At 65.8% G+C, this 22,296-nt stretch carries 19 protein-coding genes; 10 read left to right on the top strand and 9 right to left on the bottom strand.

The annotated features are described in order from the left end of the window. Positions 1 to 118 precede the first annotated feature (118 nt). Together ACGYK9_RS12205 and ACGYK9_RS12200 are read left to right on the top strand one after the other, a co-directional pair. Positions 119 to 892 (top strand): DUF6478 family protein, encoded by a 774-nt coding sequence (locus tag ACGYK9_RS12205; RefSeq protein ID WP_394410993.1) that lies wholly within the window; start codon positions 119 to 121, stop codon positions 890 to 892. A gap of 9 nt (positions 893 to 901) precedes the next feature. After that, complete coding sequence (locus ACGYK9_RS12200) at positions 902 to 1,276, top strand: hypothetical protein (RefSeq protein ID WP_394410990.1); 375 nt, start codon at positions 902 to 904, stop codon at positions 1,274 to 1,276. Positions 1,277 to 1,358: 82 nt separating this feature from the next. On the opposite strand, the gene ACGYK9_RS12195 is transcribed toward ACGYK9_RS12200, so the two are convergent. From ACGYK9_RS12195 to gpmI, 3 genes are read right to left on the bottom strand one after another with little or no spacing between them, the layout of a single operon-like run. After that, positions 1,359 to 2,699 (bottom strand): S41 family peptidase, encoded by a 1,341-nt coding sequence (locus tag ACGYK9_RS12195; RefSeq protein WP_067268037.1) that lies wholly within the window; start codon positions 2,697 to 2,699, stop codon positions 1,359 to 1,361. Between the two features lie 3 nt (positions 2,700 to 2,702). Further along, positions 2,703 to 3,839, bottom strand: coding sequence for a murein hydrolase activator EnvC (locus tag ACGYK9_RS12190; protein WP_209216699.1), 1,137 nt, complete (start codon positions 3,837 to 3,839; stop codon positions 2,703 to 2,705). Then, positions 3,836 to 5,353: a 2,3-bisphosphoglycerate-independent phosphoglycerate mutase gene (gene gpmI, locus ACGYK9_RS12185; RefSeq protein WP_394410986.1), complete on the bottom strand. Its 1,518-nt coding sequence runs from the start codon at positions 5,351 to 5,353 to the stop codon at positions 3,836 to 3,838. Before gpmI ends, ACGYK9_RS12190 begins: the two co-directional genes overlap by 4 nt. 168 nt (positions 5,354 to 5,521) lie before the next feature. Here gpmI and ACGYK9_RS12180 point away from each other — a divergent pair, with 168 nt between their 5' ends. The 4 genes from ACGYK9_RS12180 (at position 5,522) to ACGYK9_RS12165 (ending at position 9,675) form a co-directional block, all read left to right on the top strand. Further along, the gene (locus tag ACGYK9_RS12180; RefSeq protein WP_067263007.1) at positions 5,522 to 5,701 is read left to right on the top strand and encodes a zinc-finger domain-containing protein; all 180 of its coding nucleotides are present in this window, start codon (positions 5,522 to 5,524) and stop codon (positions 5,699 to 5,701) included. 123 nt (positions 5,702 to 5,824) lie between these two features. Then, the gene (gene polA, locus ACGYK9_RS12175) at positions 5,825 to 8,623 is read left to right on the top strand and encodes a DNA polymerase I (protein ID WP_394410983.1); all 2,799 of its coding nucleotides are present in this window, start codon (positions 5,825 to 5,827) and stop codon (positions 8,621 to 8,623) included. Further along, the gene (locus tag ACGYK9_RS12170; RefSeq protein ID WP_394410980.1) at positions 8,623 to 8,829 is read left to right on the top strand and encodes a YdeI/OmpD-associated family protein; all 207 of its coding nucleotides are present in this window, start codon (positions 8,623 to 8,625) and stop codon (positions 8,827 to 8,829) included. The genes polA and ACGYK9_RS12170 overlap by 1 nt, the downstream gene beginning before the upstream one ends. Positions 8,830 to 9,057: 228 nt before the next feature. Further along, complete coding sequence (locus ACGYK9_RS12165; RefSeq protein ID WP_394410977.1) at positions 9,058 to 9,675, top strand: glutathione S-transferase; 618 nt, start codon at positions 9,058 to 9,060, stop codon at positions 9,673 to 9,675. Here ACGYK9_RS12165 and ACGYK9_RS12160 read toward each other — a convergent pair. Both ACGYK9_RS12160 and ACGYK9_RS12155 read right to left on the bottom strand, forming a co-directional pair. Then, a complete protein-coding gene (locus ACGYK9_RS12160) occupies positions 9,664 to 10,428 on the bottom strand; it encodes a hydroxypyruvate isomerase family protein (RefSeq protein ID WP_394410974.1) in 765 nt (254 codons plus the stop codon). The two genes, ACGYK9_RS12165 and ACGYK9_RS12160, sit on opposite strands and share 12 nt — an antisense overlap. Positions 10,429 to 10,446: 18 nt before the next feature. Continuing rightward, entirely contained in the window at positions 10,447 to 11,022 is a 576-nt protein-coding gene (locus ACGYK9_RS12155) for a DUF1285 domain-containing protein (RefSeq protein ID WP_394410971.1), read from the bottom strand. A gap of 70 nt (positions 11,023 to 11,092) precedes the next feature. Here ACGYK9_RS12155 and ACGYK9_RS12150 point away from each other — a divergent pair, with 70 nt between their 5' ends. Genes ACGYK9_RS12150 through ACGYK9_RS12135 form a run of 4 tightly spaced genes read left to right on the top strand, consistent with a single transcriptional unit; the run spans position 11,093 to position 17,788 of the window. After that, complete coding sequence (locus ACGYK9_RS12150) at positions 11,093 to 12,100, top strand: AAA family ATPase (RefSeq protein WP_394410968.1); 1,008 nt, start codon at positions 11,093 to 11,095, stop codon at positions 12,098 to 12,100. Further along, the gene (locus tag ACGYK9_RS12145) at positions 12,097 to 12,984 is read left to right on the top strand and encodes a DUF58 domain-containing protein (RefSeq protein ID WP_394410965.1); all 888 of its coding nucleotides are present in this window, start codon (positions 12,097 to 12,099) and stop codon (positions 12,982 to 12,984) included. Before ACGYK9_RS12150 ends, ACGYK9_RS12145 begins: the two co-directional genes overlap by 4 nt. Further along, positions 12,981 to 15,749 (top strand): DUF4159 domain-containing protein, encoded by a 2,769-nt coding sequence (locus ACGYK9_RS12140; RefSeq protein ID WP_394410962.1) that lies wholly within the window; start codon positions 12,981 to 12,983, stop codon positions 15,747 to 15,749. The genes ACGYK9_RS12145 and ACGYK9_RS12140 overlap by 4 nt, the downstream gene beginning before the upstream one ends. Continuing rightward, a complete protein-coding gene (locus ACGYK9_RS12135; RefSeq protein WP_394410959.1) occupies positions 15,746 to 17,788 on the top strand; it encodes a hypothetical protein in 2,043 nt (680 codons plus the stop codon). Before ACGYK9_RS12140 ends, ACGYK9_RS12135 begins: the two co-directional genes overlap by 4 nt. Here ACGYK9_RS12135 and ACGYK9_RS12130 read toward each other — a convergent pair. The 4 genes from ACGYK9_RS12130 to recQ all read right to left on the bottom strand — a co-directional run bounded on the left by ACGYK9_RS12130 (position 17,785) and on the right by recQ (position 22,249). Then, complete coding sequence (locus ACGYK9_RS12130; protein WP_394410956.1) at positions 17,785 to 18,666, bottom strand: nickel/cobalt transporter; 882 nt, start codon at positions 18,664 to 18,666, stop codon at positions 17,785 to 17,787. The two genes, ACGYK9_RS12135 and ACGYK9_RS12130, sit on opposite strands and share 4 nt — an antisense overlap. Beyond that, positions 18,651 to 19,301 (bottom strand): DUF1007 family protein, encoded by a 651-nt coding sequence (locus ACGYK9_RS12125; RefSeq protein ID WP_394410953.1) that lies wholly within the window; start codon positions 19,299 to 19,301, stop codon positions 18,651 to 18,653. The genes ACGYK9_RS12130 and ACGYK9_RS12125 overlap by 16 nt, the downstream gene beginning before the upstream one ends. Before the next feature lie 91 nt (positions 19,302 to 19,392). Beyond that, positions 19,393 to 20,172, bottom strand: coding sequence for a peroxide stress protein YaaA (gene yaaA / locus ACGYK9_RS12120; protein WP_394410950.1), 780 nt, complete (start codon positions 20,170 to 20,172; stop codon positions 19,393 to 19,395). Positions 20,173 to 20,203: 31 nt separating this feature from the next. Next, positions 20,204 to 22,249 (bottom strand): DNA helicase RecQ, encoded by a 2,046-nt coding sequence (gene recQ / locus ACGYK9_RS12115; protein ID WP_394410947.1) that lies wholly within the window; start codon positions 22,247 to 22,249, stop codon positions 20,204 to 20,206. Between the last annotated feature and the right edge of the window lie 47 nt (positions 22,250 to 22,296).

Here is a 22,296-nt window from a genome sequence, read left to right as displayed (position 1 = left end):
CCGGCCTTTGTTTCCAAATCGGCAACACTGCCCGGGGCCGGAAACAATCACGGGGGCTATTCATTTGAACGAAATCCCCGCCTTGCATAGACTGCGAGCAAACGAGAGGCGCAGGTCCATGGTCAACTTCCGCAGCGGTTATCTTGAGGGCAAGCTCTTTGCCCGCGCGCTGCAACGCTGGGCGGTTGCGGCCCGCAAAGCGGCCACGGCTGACCTTGCCACCCTGCGCCGCCAACGCAGCCGCGCCCGGCTGCTGCGTGCCGAACTAAACCGGCTGATCCACCGCGCCGAAGACCGCCTTGCCCTGCCTGCCATCGGGGCCAGCGGCTTCCCGAAACCACATAACGCCGATTGGGCATGGCGGCCCGAGTTGTGGCGCGGCCCGCTTGCCACGCCGGGGCTGTCCTCGGTCGCGACCAAATCCAAACTGGGCGAAGAGGTGACCCTGTTCCACGATTGCGCGCAGTCGGAACTGACCCTGCGCCAATCGCGCAACCTGCGCGAGGCCGACCTAGCCCCCTTTGGCCTGCAACTCGACGTGTTCAAATTCGACGGGTCATTCCTGTCGCTGGTGGTCGATCTGCCGACCCAGTCCATCACCGGATTGAAACGCCGCCACCTGTTCCGCATGGACACGATTGTGGAATTGGAGCACCCGCTAGAGATCTTTGCCCGGCTCAACATCCGCCACGGGCCGAACACCGAACAGATCGTCCGCGAACTGCCTATCGGTCAGGAAAGCATTAGCGTCGAATTCGATCTGGCCTATAGCAAGCTCAACGAGAAGCGGATCGAGGCGGCATGGGTCGACCTGATCTTTGAAGGGCCGGAGATGAACCAAGTCGTGCTGCGCGACCTCACTTTTTCCCGCTCCCCCCGCGCCCAGATCTAGGACCCCGTGATGAGCCGATATGACCTCACAAAAACCGTGCTGCGCCAAGGCGTCTGGCACGGCGTGCTGACCGCCGAAGAGGGCGCAGACACGCCGCAGATCAACGTGACCCATGAAGGCAAGGACATAGCGGAAGTTACGCTGGAGACCGAAGGGTCCGGGGGGCGCTGGCATATCTCCTTCCCGGTCCCGGCAGAGGCGATTGCCGATGGGGTCCAGACCCTCGTCATCACCGAAATGGCCGGCGGGGCGCTCTTGGGTCATGTGACCCTGATCGCGGATGAAGCGCTCGGCGATGACATACGGGCTGAGATGGACCTGCTGCGCGCCGAACTCGACATGCTGAAACGCGCCTTTCGGCGGCATTGCCGCGAGACGGAATAAGCGAAACGCCGTCCCGCAGGGCTGCGCCCAACAAAAAGCCCCGCTGTCTCCAGCGGGGCTTTGTGCATCTATGTGAAAGAGATCACTCGTTCGGACCCAGAGCCGACAGACCTTTGAGGATGTCGATGGCATAGGCCAGTTGGTAATCCTCTTCGCGCAGCTCTGCCGCTTTGCGGGCCTTTTCGCGGTCGTCTTCGATCTGTTTGATCTGATCGTCGGTCAGGCTGTCATTGTTCAACCGGCCCCGCAGATCGGCTTCGGAGCGGAGGGGGCGTGCCGACAATGCGTCGTCGTCTTCCTCGGTCTCTGGCGTGACCGGAGGCTGGGCCACGACGATATCGGGCGATACGCCAAGCGCTTGGATCGACCGGCCCGAGGGCGTGTAATAGCGCGCCGTGGTCAGGCGCATGGCCCCGTCCCCGCGCAACGGCATCACGGTCTGGACCGAGCCTTTGCCAAAGCTCTTGGTGCCGATGACGATGGCGCGGCGGTGGTCCTGCAAAGCGCCGGCGACAATCTCGGAAGCCGAGGCCGAACCGCCGTTGATTAGCACGACGATCGGCTTGCCCATTGCCAGATCACCCGGCGTGGCGTTCACCCGGTCACCGTCTTCGATATCCCGGCCCCGGGTACTGACGATCTCGCCTTCCTCAAGAAAGGCATCCGACACGGCAATCGCCTGATTGAGCAGACCACCGGGATTGTTGCGCATGTCGATGACGATGCCGTTAAGGTTCTCGATGCCGCCCGCCTCTTCGATCTGCTGCTCGAGCCCTTCCTTCATCTTCGGATAGGTCTGCTCATTGAAGGTGGTCAGGCGCAGCACGGCGGTATCGCCCACAGTGCGGGCCCGCACAGCGGTCAATTGGATCGTGTCGCGCACGATGGAGACATCAAAGGGCTCAGGCTCCCCTTCCCGCACTACGGTGATCAGGATCTCGGACCCCACCGGCCCGCGCATCATCTCGACCGCGTCATCGAGGCCAAGCCCCAGCAGGCTTTCACCATCGACATGGGTGATGAAATCCCCCGCTTCGATCCCCGCTTCGGCGGCAGGCGTGCCGTCGATGGGCGAGACGACTTTGACAAAACCCTCCTCTTGGGTGACTTCGATGCCAAGTCCGCCAAACTCACCGCGCGTCTGTTCGCGCATCTTCTCGGCGTCTTTCGGCGAGAGGTAGGACGAATGCGGATCAAGCGAGGTGAGCATGCCGTTGATCGCGGCTTCGATCAGGTCGCCGGGATCGACATCTTCGACATATTGGGCGCGGATGCGTTCGAAAATATCACCGAAAAGATCAAGCTGTTCGTAAACATTGGTCGTCTTCTCGGCCTCTTGCGCCAGCAGCGGCCCGGCGATCTGAGTGGTGGCGACCACCCCCGCCACCGTGCCTGCAACGGCTGCCATCACGAATTTCTTCATCTGCTATCCATCCTTGTCGGTGCGGAACCAGTCTGCTGGATCCTGAGGTGTGTTGTCTTGCCTGACTTCTATATAGAGCGTTTCCGTCCGGTCAGTGCCAGTGGCTTCACCATTTGGTGACATCTGTGAAGTTGTGCCGCTTTCCGGCCCGCCCATCAACCCGATGGGGGTGCCACCGGCAATCACCTGCCCGGCTTGGCCGTAAACCACATCGAGCCCCGCCAGCACGAAAAGCGTGTCGACCTGCGGCTCAAGGATCACGACATTGCCCAGATCAAGCAGCGGCCCAACATAGCGGATCGTCGCCGCCGAGGGGCTGGTCACGATGGCACGCGGGCGGGTGGCAAGGATCATGCCCGGTCGCGTTACGCCCGCCGAATCCGTCTCGCCAGCCTTGCGGATCACCAGCCCCTGCGCGGGCAAGGGCAGATCGCCCACCTGCCCGTCAAGGTTCACCGGCGCAGGCTCAACCGCGCCGGTGGTGATCTCGGACAGGCCGCTGGCAAAGCCGTCCAGCGTCTCGGTCGAGGCGATGAGGATCGCGGTGCGCACCGGGTCCTCGGTAAAGCGCATGGGCAGATCGGTACGGTTGGCCATGGCCTGATTGAGCGCGGTGCGCGCGGCCTGAAGCTCGGTCAGCCCGTCTTGCAGACGCTGCGCCGCATCGGTTTGCAATGCGCGTAAGGTCTTGATGTCTTCGTAATCCTGCCGCAGCGCATCGGCGCGGGCGTTGAGCGCAGGCGTCAATTCAGCCAGCAACATGCCTGCGCGGGCGGTGCCCATCGGGCCGTCGGGGTGCAGCAGCACCACGGGCGAGGGATCGCCGCCGATGCTTTGCAAGACGCCTAAGAACTGCGCCACCTCACCCTCGCGCGCCTGTAGCTTGCGGCTGAGCTGCGCCTCGTTGATCGCGGCCTGGCGCAGCCCAGCCCGCATCGCCGCGAGACCTGCCTCAAACGCCTGAATCGTCTCGGTCAGCGCCTTCACCCGGTCGCGCGCGCCATCGGCTTGGTCCAACCGCGCCGATGCCGCCTCCAAGGCGGTTGCGGCCGCGCGGGCCTCCGCGGCGGCCTCATCGGCCTGCGCCTGTGCCATCAGGGGCAGACAGGCAAAAAGGACAGCCGCGGCAAGATGTTTCATGAAAGCAGGCTTTTCCCGGTCATTTCTTCGGGCTGCGGCAGGCCCATCAAATCAAGCACCGTGGGCGCCAGATCGGCCAACCGCCCGTCGCGCAGCACCGCCCCTTCGGGCGCGCCCACCGCCACCACCGGCACGGGGTTGAGCGTATGGGCCGTATGCGCGCCGCCGGTCTCTGGGTCGATCATCATCTCGCAATTGCCGTGATCCGCGGTGACGATCATCGCGCCGCCTGCGGCCTCCAGCGCCTTGAGCACCCGGCCCAGCCCCGCATCCACCGCCTCACAAGCAGCAATCGCCGCCTCAAGATCGCCGGTATGGCCGACCATATCGGGGTTGGCGTAGTTCACCACGATCAGGTCATAACCCGCCTCGATCGCCTGCACGAATTGATCCGTCACCTCGGCGGAAGACATCTCGGGCTGCATGTCATAGGTCGCCACATTGGGCGATTTGGGCATGTTGCGGTCCTCCCCGGTGGCCGGAGTCTCAACCCCGCCGTTGAGGAAGAAGGTCACATGGGGATATTTCTCGGTCTCGGCCAGCCGGAACTGCCGCAGCCCCTGCTGCGCCACCCAATCGCCCAGCGTGTTCTTGATGTCCGGCTTGGGATACATCGTGGTCATATAGGCGGCGTGGTCCTTGGAATATTCCGCCATGCCCATCAGCGCCGCCCATTCGGGGCGCGGGCCGGTGTCATAGGCGTCAAAGCCCGGATCGCCCAAAGCCGCCATGATTTCCCGCGCGCGGTCGGCGCGGAAGTTGAGGCAGAAGAACCCGTCGCCAGAAGCCGCCCCCGCGTAGCCCTCGATCACGCTGGCGGTGATGAATTCATCCGTCTCGCCCCGCCCATAGGCCGCCTGTACCGCCGCGCGGGGATCGGAGTACCCCTCCCCTTCGCCATGCAGGATCGCCGCCGAAGCCTTGCCGACCCGGTCCCAACGGTTGTCGCGGTCCATCGCGAAATAGCGCCCCGTCACGGTGACGATCTTCACGGCCTCGGGCAGCGCCGCCTCCAGCGTCTCGAAATAGCCAAGGGCTGAGGACGGCGCCACGTCGCGCCCATCGGTCACCGCATGGATCACCACCGGCAGCCCCGCCGCATCCAGCGCGCGGGCGGCGGCGATCATATGGCTGAGATGGCCATGCACCCCCCCGTCCGAGACGACGCCCATCAGATGCGCCGTGCCGCCGGTTTCCTTGAGCTTGGCGATGAAATCTTGCAGGCGCTCATTCTCGGCAAAGCTGCCCTCTTCGATGGCCAGATCGATCTGCCCCAGATCCATCGCCACCACCCGGCCCGCGCCGATATTGGTGTGCCCAACCTCGGAATTGCCCATCTGCCCGCGCGGCAGGCCCACGTCGGGGCCGTGGGTGATCAACTGCGCCTTTGGTCCTGCTTGCATGATCCGGTCGAAATTCGGCGTCTTGGCCAGCAGGGGCGCGTTGCCCTCAGGCACCTCGCTGAGGCCCCAACCGTCAAGGATGCACAATACGACAGGTTTGGGGGCGCTCATCAGACTGTTGCTCCGGCTTGGTGGCTGTTCAGCGCCTTTTACCCCTTGTGGGCTGGCACTTGAACCACTTTGTGCACAAGCCCCCCATTCCCGCGCAGAGCCCTTGCCCCGCGCGGCTGCTTTGGTCATAACGAGTGGCAACTTTCGCCTGAGCCGAGGACCAACTCCATGACCCTGCAAGCGCCCGAAACCCGCATCGTGAACACTTGGCGCGTGGCCTGCGACGGCAGCGAAGGCGCGCTTGGCCACCCGCGCGTCTGGCTGCAAATTCCCCAGGATCGCGGCTGGGTCGAATGCGGCTATTGCGACTGCAAATTCGTCCATGCGGATTTCGAAGGCAAAGTCTGAGCCTTCCCGGCCCCCATCTGAACATCTGAACCGACGGCACGAACCTGCCCGCGCGGCGCATTGGCGTCTGGCCGTGGGCCATGCTTCGTGGCAAAAGGGTCGCCAACCCAGCGGAGCATTCCTATGACATTCGGCAAAGGCCACCACCTGCATCTGATCGACGGCTCTGCCTTCATCTTTCGCGCCTATCACGCCCTGCCGCCGCTGACGCGCAAATCCGATGGCTTGCCCATCGGCGCCGTGGCGGGCTTCTGCAACATGCTGCACCGCTATGTAGAGGGCAACACCGGCCCCAACGCGCCTACCCATGTCGCCGTGATCTTCGACAAGGGCAGCCACACCTTCCGCAACGACATGTACGACCAGTACAAGGCCAACCGCGATGCGATGCCCGAAGACCTGCGCCCGCAGATCCCGCTGACCCGCACCGCGACCGAAGCCTTCAACATCGCCTGCAAAGAGCTTGAGGGCTATGAGGCCGATGACATCATCGCCACCCTCGCCGTGCAGGCCCGCGCCGCCGGGGGGCGTTGCACCATCATCAGCTCCGACAAGGACCTGATGCAGCTTGTGGGCGACGGGGTGGAAATGCTCGACGCGATGAAGAACAAGACTATCGACCGCGATGGGGTGTTCGAGAAGTTCGGCGTCTACCCCGAACGCGTGGTCGACGTGCAAGCGCTGGCGGGCGATTCGGTCGACAACGTGCCCGGCGCGCCCGGTATCGGGATCAAGACGGCGGCGCTTTTGATCAATGAATACGGCGATCTGGATGCGCTGCTTGAACGGGCGGGCGAGATCAAACAGCCCAAGCGCCGCCAGACCCTGATCGACCATGCCGAGCAAATCCGCCTGAGCCGCAATCTTGTCCTGCTGGATGAGAACACGCCGCTCGACTTCACCATCGACGATCTCGAAGTGCGTGACCCCGATGCGGACCGCCTGCTGGGGTTCCTGTCCGAGATGGAGTTCCGCACCCTGTCGAAACGCGTGGCCGAGGTGCTGGGCCGCGAGGCCCCGGCCATCCCCGAAGCGCCCGCCCCCGCCGTGGCCGATGCGCCGCAGGTGGCCGATGTGGCCTTTGACCACAGCAAATACGAACAGGTCGGCGACGCCGAGGCGCTGCGCGTCTGGCTCAACCGGATTTACGAGCGGGGCTATGTCGCGGTGGACACCGAGACCACCGGCCTCAATGAGATGACCGCGGAACTGGTCGGCGTTTCGCTGGCCGTGGAGCCCGGGCAGGCCTGCTACATCCCGCTGACCCACAAAGCCAGCCGCGACGATGACCTCTTCGGCGGAGAGGGGCTGGCCCCCGGTCAGATGCCGGTCGAAGAGGCGCTGCAACTGCTGACCCCGATGCTTGAGGATCCCGCGATCCTCAAGATCGGGCAGAACATGAAATACGACAGCAAGATTTTCGCTCAACTGGGCATCGCGGTCGCGCCCATCGACGACACCATGCTGATGTCCTACGCGATGCACGCGGGTCTGCACGGGCATGGGATGGACACGCTGTCGGAACGCTACCTCGGTCACACACCGATGCCGATCAAACCGCTTTTGGGCAGCGGCAAATCCGCCGTGACCTTCGACAAGGTACCGCTGGCCGATGCCGTCCCCTATGCCGCCGAAGATGCCGATGTCACCCTGCGCCTGTGGCAGCTTTTCAAGCCACAACTGCACCGCGCTGAGGTCACCAAGGTCTACGAAACGCTAGAGCGCCCGCTGGTGCCGGTCTTGGCGCAGATGGAGCGGTCTGGCATCGAGGTCGACCGCGATACGCTCAGCCGAATGTCCAACGCCTTTGCCCAGAAAATGGCCGGGCTGGAGGCGGATATTCACGAGTTGGCGGGCGAGAGTTTCAACGTCGGCTCCCCCGCCCAGCTTGGCGAAATCCTCTTTGGCAAAATGGGGCTGCCGGGCGGCAAGAAGGGCAAGACCGGGAAATACTCTACCGGCGCGGATGTGCTGGAAGACTTGGCGACCGAACATGACCTCGCCCGCCGGGTGCTGGACTGGCGGCAGCTGTCCAAGCTGAAATCGACTTATACTGATGCGCTGCAAGACCATGTGAACGCCGAGACGGGCCGCGTGCACACCTGCTATTCCATCGCCGGGGCGGCGACCGGGCGGCTCGCCTCGACCGATCCGAATTTGCAGAACATCCCGATCCGTTCCGAGGAGGGCCGCCGCATCCGCGAGGCTTTCGTCGCCCCCGAGGGGAAGGTGCTGGTGGCGCTGGACTACAGCCAGATCGAGCTGCGGATTCTGGCGCATATCGCCCAGATCGACGCGCTTAAGGAAGCCTTCCACCGCGGCGACGACATCCACGCCATGACGGCGTCCGAGATGTTTGACGTGCCGATGGATCAGATGACGCCTGAGATTCGCCGCAACGCCAAGGCGATCAACTTCGGCGTAATCTACGGCATCTCGGGCTTCGGCCTTGCGCGCAACCTGCGCATCCCGCGGGCCGAGGCGCAGGGCTTCATCGACCGCTATTTCGAGCGTTTCCCCGGCATCCGGACCTACATGGACGAGACCAAGGCCTTTGCGAAAGAGCATGGCTACGTGCAGACGCTGTTTGGCCGCAAGATCAACACGCCCAACATCGGCGCCAAGGGGCCGCAGGCCGGTTTCGCCGCCCGCGCCGCGATCAACGCGCCGATCCAAGGCACCGCCGCCGACGTGATCCGCCGCGCCATGGTGCGGATGCCCGAGGCGATCGCCGATCTACCCGCGACCATGCTGTTGCAGGTGCACGATGAACTGCTCTTCGAGGTCGAAAAGGGTGCCGAAGACGCGCTGATCGCCGCCGCGCGTGAGGTGATGGAGAATGCCAATGATCCGGTGGTGAAGCTTGACGTGAAGCTGATCGTCGACGCCGGTGTGGGTGCCAATTGGGCGGAGGCGCATTGATGGAAGACGCGGCCCTTCCCGCAGACCTTGCCCAAGCGTTGGAAGAGACCGGCGCGCAGGCGGGTTGGGACAGCTACAGTGCCGAATTGCGCACCGATGCGCTGGCTTGGATTGACGCGGCCCGGACCACGACGGCGCGGTCAAAGCGGGTGGATGACGTGGCGCGCTTTGCGGGTAAGGGGCTGCCGCCGACGCCGTTTCAGTAGGGTGGAGGGCCATCGCCTGCCCGCGGGTCGGCGATCCAAGATCAGTTCCTGCCACTTTATCTCTCAGCCATGATGTGCGGCCTCAAGGTTACGCCCAGCCCCACCAAATCGCCTACCCGGTGGGGCGGGCAGGCGATGGCCCGGCGCCTGCGGCTTGATTCCGGGCTGGCCCCATTCTCGGGCGATGGCCCTTTGTACACGCGTCCCCCATGCGCTAGATCATGCAGCATGACCCCGATCCTCTACTCCTTCCGCCGCTGCCCCTACGCCATGCGCGCGCGTCTCGCCCTCGCGGCCGCGCAAACACCTGTCCACCTGCGCGAAGTCGTCCTGCGCGACAAACCGCAAGCCTTCCTTGACGCCTCGCCTACCGCCACCGTGCCCTGCCTCGTCACCGAAACCGGCCCCATCGACGAAAGCCTCGACATCATGAAATGGGCGCTGGCCCAGAACGATCCTGAAGGTTGGTGCGACATGCCGTCCGAAGGCCACGACTGGATCGCCCGCGCCGACGGCCCGTTCAAAGACGCGCTGGACCGCACCAAATACGCCACCCGCTACCCCGAGGCGGACCCCGAAGAGCAACGCGCCAAGGCGGCAACCTTCCTCCATGACCTCGACGCGCAACTGGGGGTCTGGATCTTTGACCGTCCCACGCTGGCGGATTACGCGATCCTGCCCTTCGTGCGGCAGTTCGCCTTTATCGACCGCGCTTGGTTCGACGCGCAGGACTGGCCCGCGCTGCGCGGCTGGCTCGACCGCTTCCTCGCGTCGCCCCGCTTTGAAAGCGTGATGGATAAATACCCCCAGTGGCAGCCCGGAGATGCGCCGGTGTCATTCCCCTAAGGCGGACACCCACCCCAAGGACTGCTCTGTCGGGCCGCCCGGAATATACTCCCCGCTGACAAAACCGTCATAGCCCGCCCGCAGCGCGGCAAAGAGCCCGTCGAAATCGACATCACCGCTGCCCGGCGCGCCGCGCTCTGGCGTGTCACCTAGCTGCACATGGCGGATCAGGGGGCGATATTCCTCGAAAACCGCCACGGCATCGCCATGGATCATCTGCGCGTGAAAACTGTCGAATTGCAGCGCTACATTGGGCGCATCCACCGCCGCCAGCAGTTCCGCCGCCTGCGCGTAGTCGTTCAAGAAATACCCCGGTTTGGCCTGCGCGCAGAGCGGTTCGATCATTAGCGTGACCCCTGGCGGCGCCTCTGCTGCGGCATGGCGCAGGTTCGCCACGAAAGCCTTTGCCGCCGCTCGCCCTTCGCCCTCCCCGGCCATGACATGCACCATTCTGGGCCGCAGCGCCTCTACATAGCGCCAGACCCGGCGCATATCATGGGCGAAACGCGCCTCGCCTCCCGGCAGGGCGGCGAAACCGGGCGGACCGCCGGTGTAATTCGGCGGCGGCGCGTTAATCAGGGCGAGCGTTAAGCCATTGCGCAGCAAAGCGCGCTGCGTCTCTTTCGCGGGCATGGCATAGGGGAACAAGACCTCGACCGCGCCAAACCCCGCCTCCGCCGCCGCATCGAACCGGTCCAGATAGGGCAGTTCGGACCAAAGCAGCGACAGATTGGCGGCAGGGGTGATCGGCATTCGGGTCTTTCGGTGAACTTACGGCAGGTCTTCCGAAGGGATGATGCCAAAGAATTCCCCACCCGACCAGACACCAAACCAACCATCGCGGTGCTGGCCCAGATCGACCAAGCGGTAAAAGCTCTTGCGGTCGATCAACGCCTCCAAATTGCGGCGCACCAGCACATAGGGTGCAGGCTCGCCCGTCTCTTCATCGCGGACCACGCGGATCGGATGCGCCGCGCCTGCCTCGGCCACATCGCCCAGATTGGTCAAAAACCGCAACTGCTGCGCCTCGCCTGCGCCCTCGGCCTCGAAATCCACGGCGACGAATGGTACGTCTTCGACGGTGATGCCCACCTTCTCCACCGGAGTTTTGAGGAAATAGTCATCCCCCTCGCGCCAGAGAATCGATGCGAACAATTTGACCATTTCGATCCGACCAATGGGTGTGCCTTGGTAGAACCACGTCCCGTCGCGTTTGATCTGCATGTCCAGATCGCCGCAAAATTCCGGGTTCCACTTCTCAAGCGGCGGGGTTCCGCGCGCCTTTGCGGCCTTGGCGGCTTCGATCAAACTCTCTGCCGTGGGGGTCACGGTATTTTGTCCGCTCATTGGTTTTGCCATTCCTTTTGGTCGCGATACACTTACACCTGAAAGATATAACTCCGGGGAAAGAAATGTCATGGCCGAAGCGGATGATCTGATCGCGCAAATCGAAGCGCTGACCAAAAAGCTCGCCGTGGCGAAACAGTCGATCACCGGGCGGTTCGTCGGGCAAGAGCAGGTCGTCGACCTTGCGTTGACAGCGCTGCTCTGCGGCGGGCACGGCCTGCTGATCGGCCTGCCGGGCTTGGGCAAGACGCGGCTGGTTGAGACATTGAGCACGGTCATGGGCCTGCACGGCAACCGCGTGCAATTCACCCCCGATCTGATGCCCGCTGACATCTTGGGCTCCGAAGTGCTTGATACCGCGCCTGATGGCAGCCGCGCCTTTCGCTTTGTCGAAGGGCCGATCTTTTGCCAACTTCTGATGGCCGATGAGATCAACCGCGCCAGCCCGCGCACGCAATCCGCCTTGTTGCAGGCGATGCAAGAGAAGACCGTGACCGTCGCGGGGCAGGACCGCGCGCTTGGCCAGCCCTTCCATGTTCTCGCCACCCAAAACCCGATTGAGCAAGAAGGCACCTACCCCCTGCCTGAAGCGCAGCTTGACCGTTTCCTCGTGCAGATCGACGTGGCCTACCCCGACCGCGCGACGGAGCGGGACATTCTGCTGGCCACCACCGGTGTCGAAGAGGGCACGGTGCGCCCGGTCTTCACCACCGAAGATCTGCTTTCTGCCCAGACCCTGCTGCGGCGGATGCCGGTGGGCGACAGCGTGGTGGAACTGATCCTTGATCTTGTCCGCGCCTTCCGCCCCGATGAGCCTGAGGCCACACAGCCCGTGCGCGACAGCGTCGCTTGGGGCCCCGGCCCCCGTGCCGCGCAGGCGTTGATGCTGACCGTGCGCGCCCGTGCGCTGCTGGATGGGCGGTTGGCCCCCTCTGCCGAAGATGTGCTCGCCATGGCCCGCCCGGTGCTGAGCCACCGGATGGCGCTGAACTTCGCCGCCCGCGCGCGCGGCGAAAGCCTGCAAGGGCTGATCGACGCCACCGCCGGTCAATTGATCGGGAAAAAGGCCGCCGCGTGACCCATAGCCCCCTGTCCCTCAGAGCCAGCGCCGAGGGCGAAGCGGCCCGGCTGCCCGCCCTGCTGGCGCGGGCCGAGCATTTGGCCGGTGCCGTTCTGCCCGGTGCCCATGGCCGCCGCCGCGCAGGGACGGGGGATGATTTCTGGCAATACCGCCCGGCGCAGATCGGTGACAGCCGCCGCATGGTCGACCACCGCCGCTCGGCCCGCGGCGATCAGGAGTTCGTGCGCGAGCGCGAATGGCAGATCGCGCAGTCCGTCATGCTCTGGGTCGATCAGGGGGCCTCGATGCGCTTTGCCTCGGACAAGGCGCTGCCTGACAAGGCCGACCGCGCCCGCCTTTTGGGCCTTGCGCTGGCGATCTTGCTGCTGCGCGGGGGGGAGCGTGTGGGCCTGACCGGCACCGCCCTGCCCCCACGGCGCGGCAATCCGCAGGTGCTGCGACTGGCCGAATTGCTCTGCCAAGACGATGGCCAAGACTACGCCCCGCCCGAACATCGCGGCATGATCCCCCATGCGCGGGCGGTTTTCATCTCGGACTTCATGGGCGATCTCGACCCGGTACAGACCGCGCTGACCAAGGCCGCCGACCGTGGCGTGCGCGGCGTGCTCTATCACCTGCTAGACCCGGCGGAGGAGGCTTTCCCCTTCGCGGGTCGAACCATTTTCGAAAGCGTCGGCGGCAGTCTGCGGCATGAGACGCTCAAAGCGAATGACCTGCGCGACCGCTACCTCGATCGGCTGGCGGCGCGCAAAGACGCCTTGCAGCAACTCTGCGCCCGGACCGGCTGGCGCTATGGGCTGCACCACACCGACGCCACGGCGCAGTCGGCGCTGCTCTGGCTCTATGGCGCTTTGGACGCGCGGCAGGGGAGTGCGGCATGAGCGTTTTCGGCGGCATCGGTTTCACCGCGCCTTGGCTGCTGCTGGCCCTTCTGGCGCTGCCGATCCTTTGGCTGATCCTGCGGGCCGTGCCGCCCGCCCCGGTCCGCCGCCGCTTTCCCGGTGTGGCACTGCTCTTGGGGTTGGCGGATGACGACAGCACCAGCGACCGCACCCCGTGGTGGCTGCTTTTGCTGCGGATGCTGGCCGTGGCCGCGATCATCATTGGCCTTGCCGGGCCGGTGCTGAACCCGCAGGCCGAGGCGGAAGAGGGCAGCGGCCCCTTGCTGATTCTGCTCGACGGCTCATGGGCCGGGGCCAGCGGCTGGGACGGACAGATGGCCGCCGTTGACGCGCAACTCACCCGCGCCGGACGGGCCGAGCGGACGGTGGGTATCCTCAGCCTCACCGACCCGCAGGTGCCGACCTTCCAATCCGCCGATGCGTGGCGCAGCCGTTTGGCGGGGCTGAGCCCCGCCCCGTGGCAACCCGCCCCGGCAGAGATCGCCCGCGCGACCGAGATCATGGAGGCGCTGCCCGCCTTTGATACGCTGTGGTTCAGCGACGGGCTGGACTATCCGGGCCGCGCAGACCTCTTGACCGCGCTGCAATCCAAAGGCGCGGTCGAGGTGCACCAATCCGCGGGCAATGTCATCGGCATCGCGCCCGCAGTCTACCAAGACGGCGCGATCGACCTGACCCTGCGCCGCGCCGCGCCCGGGCCGGAACGCGCGGCGGTGGTGCAGGCCCATGGCCGCGATCCGGCGGGCAACGCCCGCGTGCTCGCCACCGCCAATGCGACGTTCGAGGCGGGCGCAACCGAGGCCGGCACATCCCTCTCGCTGCCCGCCGAAATGCGCGCGCGGCTCACCTCTTTCGACATCGCGGGCCAACGCTCCGCCGGGGCGCGCAGCTTGGTCGATGACGGGCTGCGCCGCCGCGAAGTCGCGCTAATCCGGGGGCGCGGGGCGCAGGAGGGGCTGCAACTGCTCTCGCCGCTGCATTACATCGAACAGGCGCTGGCCCCGAGCGCCGATCTGATCGACGGCACCCTGACCGAGGTGCTGCCCGCGAACCCTGATGTGATCGTGCTGGCGGATGTGGCCACCCTCGCCCCCGCCGAGGCCGAGCCGCTGCAAGAGTGGATCGACGCTGGCGGCATGCTCATCCGTTTCGCCGGGCCGCGCGTGGCGGCGAGCGATGTCAGCCGCATCGACGAAGACCCGCTGATGCCCGTGCGCCTGCGCGTCGGGGGCCGCAGCGTCGGCGGCGCGATGTCTTGGGGGGAGCCCAAGGCGCTTGCCTCCTTCCGCAACGGGTCGCCTTTCTTCGGGCTGACGGTGCCCGATGACGTGACCGTCTCCGCCCAGGTCGTGGCTCAGCCCGACCCGACACTGGCCGACCGGGTGATCGCCGCGCTGAGCGATGGCACCCCGCTGGTCACGCGCAAATCCGTGGGTCAGGGGCAGATCGTACTGTTCCACGTCACCGCCACGGCGGAATGGTCGACCCTGCCGCTCTCGGGTCTTTTCGTGCAGATGATGGAACGGCTGGCCGTTTCCTCTGGCGCCAGCGCCCCCGAAGCCGAGAGCCTTGAGGGCACCACATGGACCCCGTTGCGGGTGATGGACGGTTTCGGCAGCCTGTCGGACGCGGGCAATCTGCCCGGAGTCGCGGGGCCTGACCTGATCTCGGCCCCCGCAGGCCCCGCCCTGCCGCCCGGAATCTACGGCGCCGAAGATCGGCGGCTTGCGCGCAATGTGCTGACCACCGAGACTGCCCTTACCCCCGCCACATGGCCCGCCGATGTGCCACTGCGCGGTCTCGCTCTGCCACCAGAACAACCACTCGCCGGGGCGCTTCTGAGCCTCGCTATCCTGCTGTTGGTGGCCGATGTACTGGCTTCCCTCGCCCTTTCGGGGCTGCTGCTGCGCCGCTCCACCGGCAGCTTGGCGCTGGCTTTGGGGCTGGCCATCGCCCCGCAAATGGGCGACGCGCAAGAGAATGACCCCGAAAGCTTTGCCATACGCTCGGCCTCGGAGGTGACGCTGGCCCATGTGCTGACCGGCAACAGCGACGTTGACGAGATCGCCCGCGCCGGGCTGATCGGCCTGTCGGACACGCTCTATTTCCGCACCACGGTGGAGCCCGACCTGCCCACCGGCGTCGACCTTGAGCAGGACGAACTGGCCTTCTTTCCGATCCTCTATTGGCCGGTGACCCCCGACCAACCGCAGCCCTCGTCCGAGGCTTATGGCAAGCTGAACGACTACCTCCGCTCGGGCGGGCTGATCCTGTTCGATACGCGGGACGCGGATATCGCCAGCTACGGTGCCGCCAGCCCGAATGGGCGCAAGTTGCAGGAACTGGCCGCGCCGCTCGACATCCCACCGCTTGAGCCGCTGCCCGGCGACCATGTGCTGACGCGCACCTTCTATCTGCTGCAAGACTACCCGGGCCGCTACAGCAGCCGCGATGTCTGGGTCGAGGCCGCGCCGCCCGATGCCGAACGGATTGAGGGGATGCCCTTTCGCAACCTCAATGACGGGGTGACGCCGGTGGTGATCGGGGGCAACGACTGGGCTGCGGCTTGGGCTGTGCGCCGCGATGGCGCGCCGCTTTTGCCCATCGGGCGCGGCTTTGCCGGAGAGCGGCAGCGCGAACTGGCCTATCGCTTTGGCGTGAACCTTGTCATGCATGTGCTGACCGGCAACTACAAATCCGATCAGGTCCATGTGCCTGCGCTGCTGGATAGGTTGGGCCAATGACCGGAACCGTGCTTTTCGACCCGCTAATCCCCCTGCCGCTGCTGATCGGCCTTGCGGTGCTGGCCGCGCTCGGCCTTCTGCTGGCGCTGTGGCGCGGCCTGTCGGGCTGGGCCCTGCGGGGCTTGGCGGCGGCGGTGGTTCTGGCCGCGCTCGCCGGGCCGTCCTACCAGACCGAAGACCGCGCGCCGCTGTCGGACATCGTGTTGCTCTTGGAAGACGAAAGCGCCAGCCAGCGGCTCTCCGACCGCGCCGCACAGACCGACGCGGCGGCAGAGGCGCTCTCTACCCGCATCGCCGCCCGCCCCAATACCGAACTGCGCCGGATCACCGTCCCCGATGGGGCCGAGGATGCCGGCACCCGGCTGATGACCACGCTGGCCGATGCGCTGGCCGAAGAGCCACGCGCGCGGATCGCGGGCATTCTGGCGCTCAGCGATGGCCGGGTGCATGACGCCGATCTGCCGCTTGACCTGCCCGCGCCGCTGCATCTGCTACAAACCGGCCGGGCCGAGGATTGGGACCGCCGCCTGACCGTGCGCAACGCCCCGGCCTTTGCCATCATCGGAGAGCCGGTGACCCTGACCCTGCGCATCGACGATCTGGGCGCCGCGCCCGAGGGCGGCGGGCTGACCCAGCTTGATATCTCTGTCGACGGGGAAGAACCGCAAAGCTTCAACGTACCGATTGGCCAAGACCTCGAACTGCCCGTCGCCCTGCCCCACGGCGGGCGCAACGTGATCCGCTTCTCCCTGCCCGAAGCCGAGGGGGAGTTGACCGACCGCAACAATGCCGCGCTGATCCAGATGAACGGCGTGCGCGACCGGCTCAGCGTGCTCTTGGTCTCAGGCGAGCCGCATCCCGGCGGGCGGACCTGGCGCAACCTGCTGAAGTCCGACAGCGCGGTCGATCTGGTGCATTTCACCATTCTGCGCCCGCCCGACAAACAGGACGGGGTGCCGGTGAACGAACTGTCGCTCATCGCCTTTCCGACGCGCGAATTGTTCATGGAAAAGATCGACGACTTCGATCTCATCATCTTTGACCGCTACCAACGGCGCGGCATCCTGCCTGCGCTTTACCTTGATAATGTGGCGCAATATGTGCGCAAGGGCGGTGCGGTGCTGGTCGCCGCCGGGCCGGATTTTGCCAGTGCTGACAGCCTCTACCGGTCGCCGCTCGGCACGGTGCTGCCCGCCACCCCCACCGCGCGGGTGTTGGAGGAAGCCTTCCCCCCGGTCGTCACCGACATCGGCCAGCGCCATCCCGTCACCTCAGACCTGCCCGGCAAGGGCGACTGGGGCCGCTGGCTGCGCCAGATCGACGTGACTGCTGACAGCGGCGACGTGGTGATGACCGGGGCGGACGACCGCCCGCTTCTGGTGCTGGACCGCATGGATGAGGGGCGCGTGGCGCTGCTCGCCTCTGACCACGCATGGCTGTGGAACCGCGGCTATGAGGGCGGCGGCCCGCAGTTGGAATTGCTGCGTCGTCTGGCCCATTGGATGATGAAGGAACCCGAGCTTGAGGAAGAGGCGCTGATGGCCTCTGCCCAAGGCCGGACCATGCGCATCACCCGCCGCACCTTGGACGAGACCGTGCCCCCCGTCACGATCACCGCCCCCGATGGCAGCACGACCGAACTGCCCCTCGCCCCCGCCGGGCCGGGCCGGTTCGAGGCGGAATATACCGGCGAAGAGATCGGCCTCTACCGGCTGGAGAACGGCGATGAGGTCACCGTCATCGGCCTCGGCCCCGCCGCCCCGCGCGAGTTTGTCGAGACCATCGCCAGCGACGCGGCCCTGCGCCCGGCGATCGACAGCCTGCGCGGTGGGGTGGCACGGGTGGAGGATGGGCTCCCCCGTCTGCGCGACGTGCGCCTTGGCCGCCCTGCCGCCGGGCGCGGCTGGCTGGGGCTGACCCCGCGCGGCGCTTACGAAACGCGCGATGTGCGACAAACGCCGCTGCTGCCGGGGTGGCTGGTGCTCTTGCTTTCGGCGCTCTTCATCACCGCCGCATGGCTGCGCGAGGGCCGCCGCTAAAGCGCCCGCAGCAGCAAGCCGCCCGCCAGCGTCACCACGACCAAGCCCGCCGTCAACTCGGCCACCGCTGCGGCTTGGGCCAGCCTCGGCGATCCGGCCAGCCCGCCCAAGACCCCGGCGCGCAGCCCCGTTGCGGCCAAGCCGGTGGCGATGGTGATCAAGCCGGTGCCGAGCGCCATGGCAAAGGCCCCCAAGATGCCGACCCCGCCGATCCCCATATGCCAAGTGATCACCAACACGAAAAGCGCGCCGGTGCAGGGCCGTATGGCGATCCCACCGATCAAAAGCAGCGCATCTCGCAGTCTGCCCGCGCGCTGAACCTGCGCCAGACTGGGCCCATGGGCATGGCCGCAATGGCTGCATACTTCACCGGAATGCGCCGATCTGTCCTGCCGCGCATGGCGCAACCCGCGCCAGATCAGCCAAAGCCCGATGAGGGCAATCGCGCCATAGCTTGCCGGGGCCATGATGTCTTCGGTCACGCCGACCAGCGCCTCCCGCCCAAGGCCCAAGAGCAGGATCCCCGCATAGACCAAGACCACGGCGGTCACCGCTTGGCCCAAAGATGCCGCGAGCGCGATCAGCGAGAGCCGCAGCACCGGCACCGCGCGCGCCAGCCCGTAGCCGCCGATCACGATCTTGCCGTGCCCCGGCCCCGCCGCATGGACGACGCCATAGGCAAAAGACGCCAAAAGCACCGTCCAGAACGCCGCCGCATCGCCGCCCCGCGTGGCGCGCAGCCCGCTGGCGATGCTGTTTTGAAACCCGCGCTGCTGCCCCGCGGCCCAATGGGCAAGGGCGTTGAACCCGCCCGACCACCACAGTGCCGCAAGCGCCAAAAGGGTCGCCAATGCCGCCAGCGCTATGATGCGTCGCATGTGATCACCACTTCATTGGCCAAGGCTTCGCCGATCTCCGGCAGACCCACATCGCTTGGATCGGTATTGGCGTCCAGCGTGCTCAAGTCCTGCTGAAGGGCGCGCAGATCGGCATTCATATCCGGCATCTTGACCCGCGCGCGGCAGGTTTCACTGCCTTGGATGGTCACTTTCTGGGTCACCTCATAGGCGGTGTAATAGGTCGGATCATAGGGTTTGATGACCAATCCATCGGCATCCTGCGCCGGGCCTTCGACCGCGCGCAGATGGCTGGTGATGATCCGACCGTCGGCAAAGCGGGTTTCCACGTCCTGCGGACCCGAGAGCGCGACCTCTTCGCCCCCCTCCAGCAAGACCGTATCGCCGTTGAACCCTTCGATCCACTGCATGTCGAATCCGTTGAGAGAGGCGACTTCCGCCGGCGTCAGCACGCCATCGTAATCGGGGTCGAGGCCGCGATCCTCTGTCACCAAGAGAGAGTAGAATTCGTCATAGGCCCATGTGATCCGCAGATGGGTCAACCGCCCCTCGGCATCGACGATCACTTCGAACCCGGTATCGACGAAGATATGCGGATGCGCGCCAAGCGGCGTGGCGCAGGCGATGACAGCGGCGATGACGAGCGGGTATTTCATGGCGCTAGGTCTACGCCCCTTCGCCAAGCGCGGCAATCGCCCGGCGGGCGGCGCAAGGCGGGAAGGCGCGCATCGCCGCCCCGCCTGTGGGTCAGTTCGACGGGTAGGGCCGGACAAAGACCGGACGCTCGGGCGTCGAGGCATCGGGCTGATAGGCATAGCCGCCGCTGTCGAAATCCTGCAAGCTTTCCGGGTCGTTCACCCGGTGCTGCACGATGTAGCGGGCCATGGCACCCCGCGCCTTCTTGGCGAAGAAGCTGACGATCTTCGGCCCCTTGCCATCGCCCTTATCTTCCATGAACTGCGGGGTGATCACCCGCAGTTTCAGCGCCTTGAGGTCCACCGCGCCAAAGTATTCCTGACTGGCGCAGTTCACCAGAACATCGCTGCCGGTCGCCTCGGCCTGTGCGTTCAACGCCTTTGACAGGCTGTCGCGCCAATAGTCATAAAGGTTGCCGCCGCGGCGGGTTTTCAGCTTGCTGCCCATCTCTAGCCGGTAGGCTTGGATCGCGTCCAGCGGGCGCAGCACACCGTAGAGACCCGAAAGGATGCGCAGGTGATCTTGGGCATAGGTCATCTCATCGGCATCAAGGCTCGCGGCCTCCAACCCCTGATAGGTATCGCCCGCAAAGGCCAGCGCGGCGGGGCGGGTGACCTCGGCTGTGGGTTCCGCCTCAAACGCCTGAAAGCGGTCACGGTTGAGCCGCGCCAGATCGTCGCTCAGCCCCATCAGGCTTTTGAGATCGCCCAAGCTGAGATTGCGCGCGGTCGTCGCCAGCCGCACGGCGTCTTCCTGAAAATCAGGCTGGGTGACGGCGACATCGCGCGCGGCCCAATCAAGGCGTTTGGCAGGGGAAATAACGACGAGCATGGCAGTCTCCTTGGGGGCGTTTCGGGGTGATCTAGCCCGCGTCGCGCAGAACGTCCAGAAAGGCCGGACCAAAGCGTTCAGCGCGTTTATCGCCGAGCAATCGTTCAATGGCCGAAGGGTCGGCGCTGCGCAGTTGGGCCACTTTCGCAAGCATCGCGGCAGAACAGCTCAGCGGCTTTTCGGTCCCCTGTTCGCCGCGCGCCAGATCGGCCTGCACCTGCAACAGCTGGTCATAGACATTGCCCGCCTCGCGCCCCGCCAGCTTGCGCCGCGCCTTATGCATCGGCTGCGCCTCGCCGTTGATGACTTCGAGGAAGGCCGCACCGTAATTTTCCAGCTTCTTGGCCCCCACGCCGCCGATCCGCGCCATGGCGTCGAGGTTTTGCGGGCGCGCCTCGGCCATCTCGATCAATGTCCGGTCGGTGAAGATGATATAGGCGGGCACGCGCGCCGCCTCGGCTAGTGCGCGGCGCTTGGCCTTGAGCGCCGAGAGGAGCGGCGCATCCTCGTCGCTGACCATCGCCTTGACCGCAGGCCGCCGGTTGGCCGCCGCCGCCTTGATCGTGTCGCGGCGCAGGTTGATGCTGGCCTCGCCACGCAGGATCGGCAGGGCCGCGTCGGTCATGCGCAGCGCGCCGTGGCGCTCGGCATCCGGGCGCACGAGGTCATGGCCCATCATCTGCCGGAACACCGCCTGCCATTCGTTGCGGCTGTATTCCCCGCCCACGCCGTAGGTCGGCAGCGATTGGTGGCCGCGCTCGCGAACCTTCTCGGTCTCGTTGCCCAAAAGGATGTCGATGAGATGGCCCGCGCCGAACCATTCGTCGGTGCGCAGCATGGCCGAGAGCGCCTTGCGCACCGCCGTGGTGCCGTCGAAAACCTCCGCGGGGGTATCGCAGAGATCGCAACGCCCGCAGGTCACCTCGGTCTCGTCGAAATAGCCCAGCAGCGTCTTGCGGCGGCACTCCAGCGCCTCGGCCAGCCCCAGAAGCGCGTTGAGCCGCCCGTGATCGGCGGCGCGGCGTTCGGGCGGGGCCAGCCCCTCGTCGATCTGGGCGCGGCGCAGGCGGATGTCGTCGGGGCCGAAAAGCGTCAGCGTCTCGGCAGGTGCCCCGTCGCGCCCGGCGCGGCCGATCTCCTGATAGTAAGCCTCGATCGACTTGGGCAGATCGGCATGGGCGACCCATCGGATGTCGGGCTTGTCGACGCCCATGCCAAAGGCCACGGTGGCGCAGACGATCAGCCCGTCCTCTTGCTGAAAGCGGCGCTCGGCAATGCGGCGGTCCTCGGCCTCCATCCCGCCGTGGTAATGCAGCGCCTCCTGCCCCTGATCGCGCAGCGCCTTGGCTAGCCCCTCGGTCTTGGCGCGGGTGCCGCAATAGACGATGCCCGACTGGCCGCGCCGCGCCCCGGCGAAGGCGAGGATCTGGTCGCGCGGCTTGTTCTTTGCGGCGAAGGCGAGGTGGATGTTGGGCCGGTCGAAACCGCGCAGGAAGGCGCGCGGCGGGGTGCCGTCGAAGAGCTTTTCGACAATCTCGGCTTGGGTTTCGGCATCCGCCGTGGCGGTGAAAGCCGCGAGCGGCACGTCGAGCGTGCGGCGCAGCTCGCCGATGCGGAGGTAATCGGGGCGGAAGTCATGGCCCCATTGACTGACGCAATGCGCCTCGTCCACGGCGATGAGATTGACGCCAACGCGCCGCAGCATCCCCATGGCGGAGCCTGCAGCCAGCCGTTCCGGTGCCATGTAGAGCAGTTTGAGCGTGCCTGCCTCCAAGGCCTTCCAAACCGCATCGGTCTCTTCAGGCGTGTTGCCCGAGGTGAGCGCCCCTGCCGCGACGCCTGCTTCTTGCAGGCTGCGGACCTGATCACGCATCAGGGCGATGAGCGGCGAGATGACCACCGTCACGCCCTCGCGCATCAGGGCAGGCAATTGGAAACACAGGGATTTGCCGCCGCCCGTGGGCATGATGGCCAGCACGTTTTCGCCCTCGGTCACGGCCTCAACAATCTCTTGCTGGCCGGGGCGGAACCCGTCGAAACCGAAAACATCACGAAGAAGCGTGGCAGCGCCTGTCATGGAGAACCTGTAAGATTGTCTGCTCTTTTTATGCAGACTCCCACACT

This window comes from Sulfitobacter sp. 1A15258, from assembly GCF_043557045.1.
GTDB classification, from domain to species: domain Bacteria; phylum Pseudomonadota; class Alphaproteobacteria; order Rhodobacterales; family Rhodobacteraceae; genus Sulfitobacter; species Sulfitobacter faviae.
This window is presented reverse-complemented; position numbering and strand designations above follow the sequence as displayed.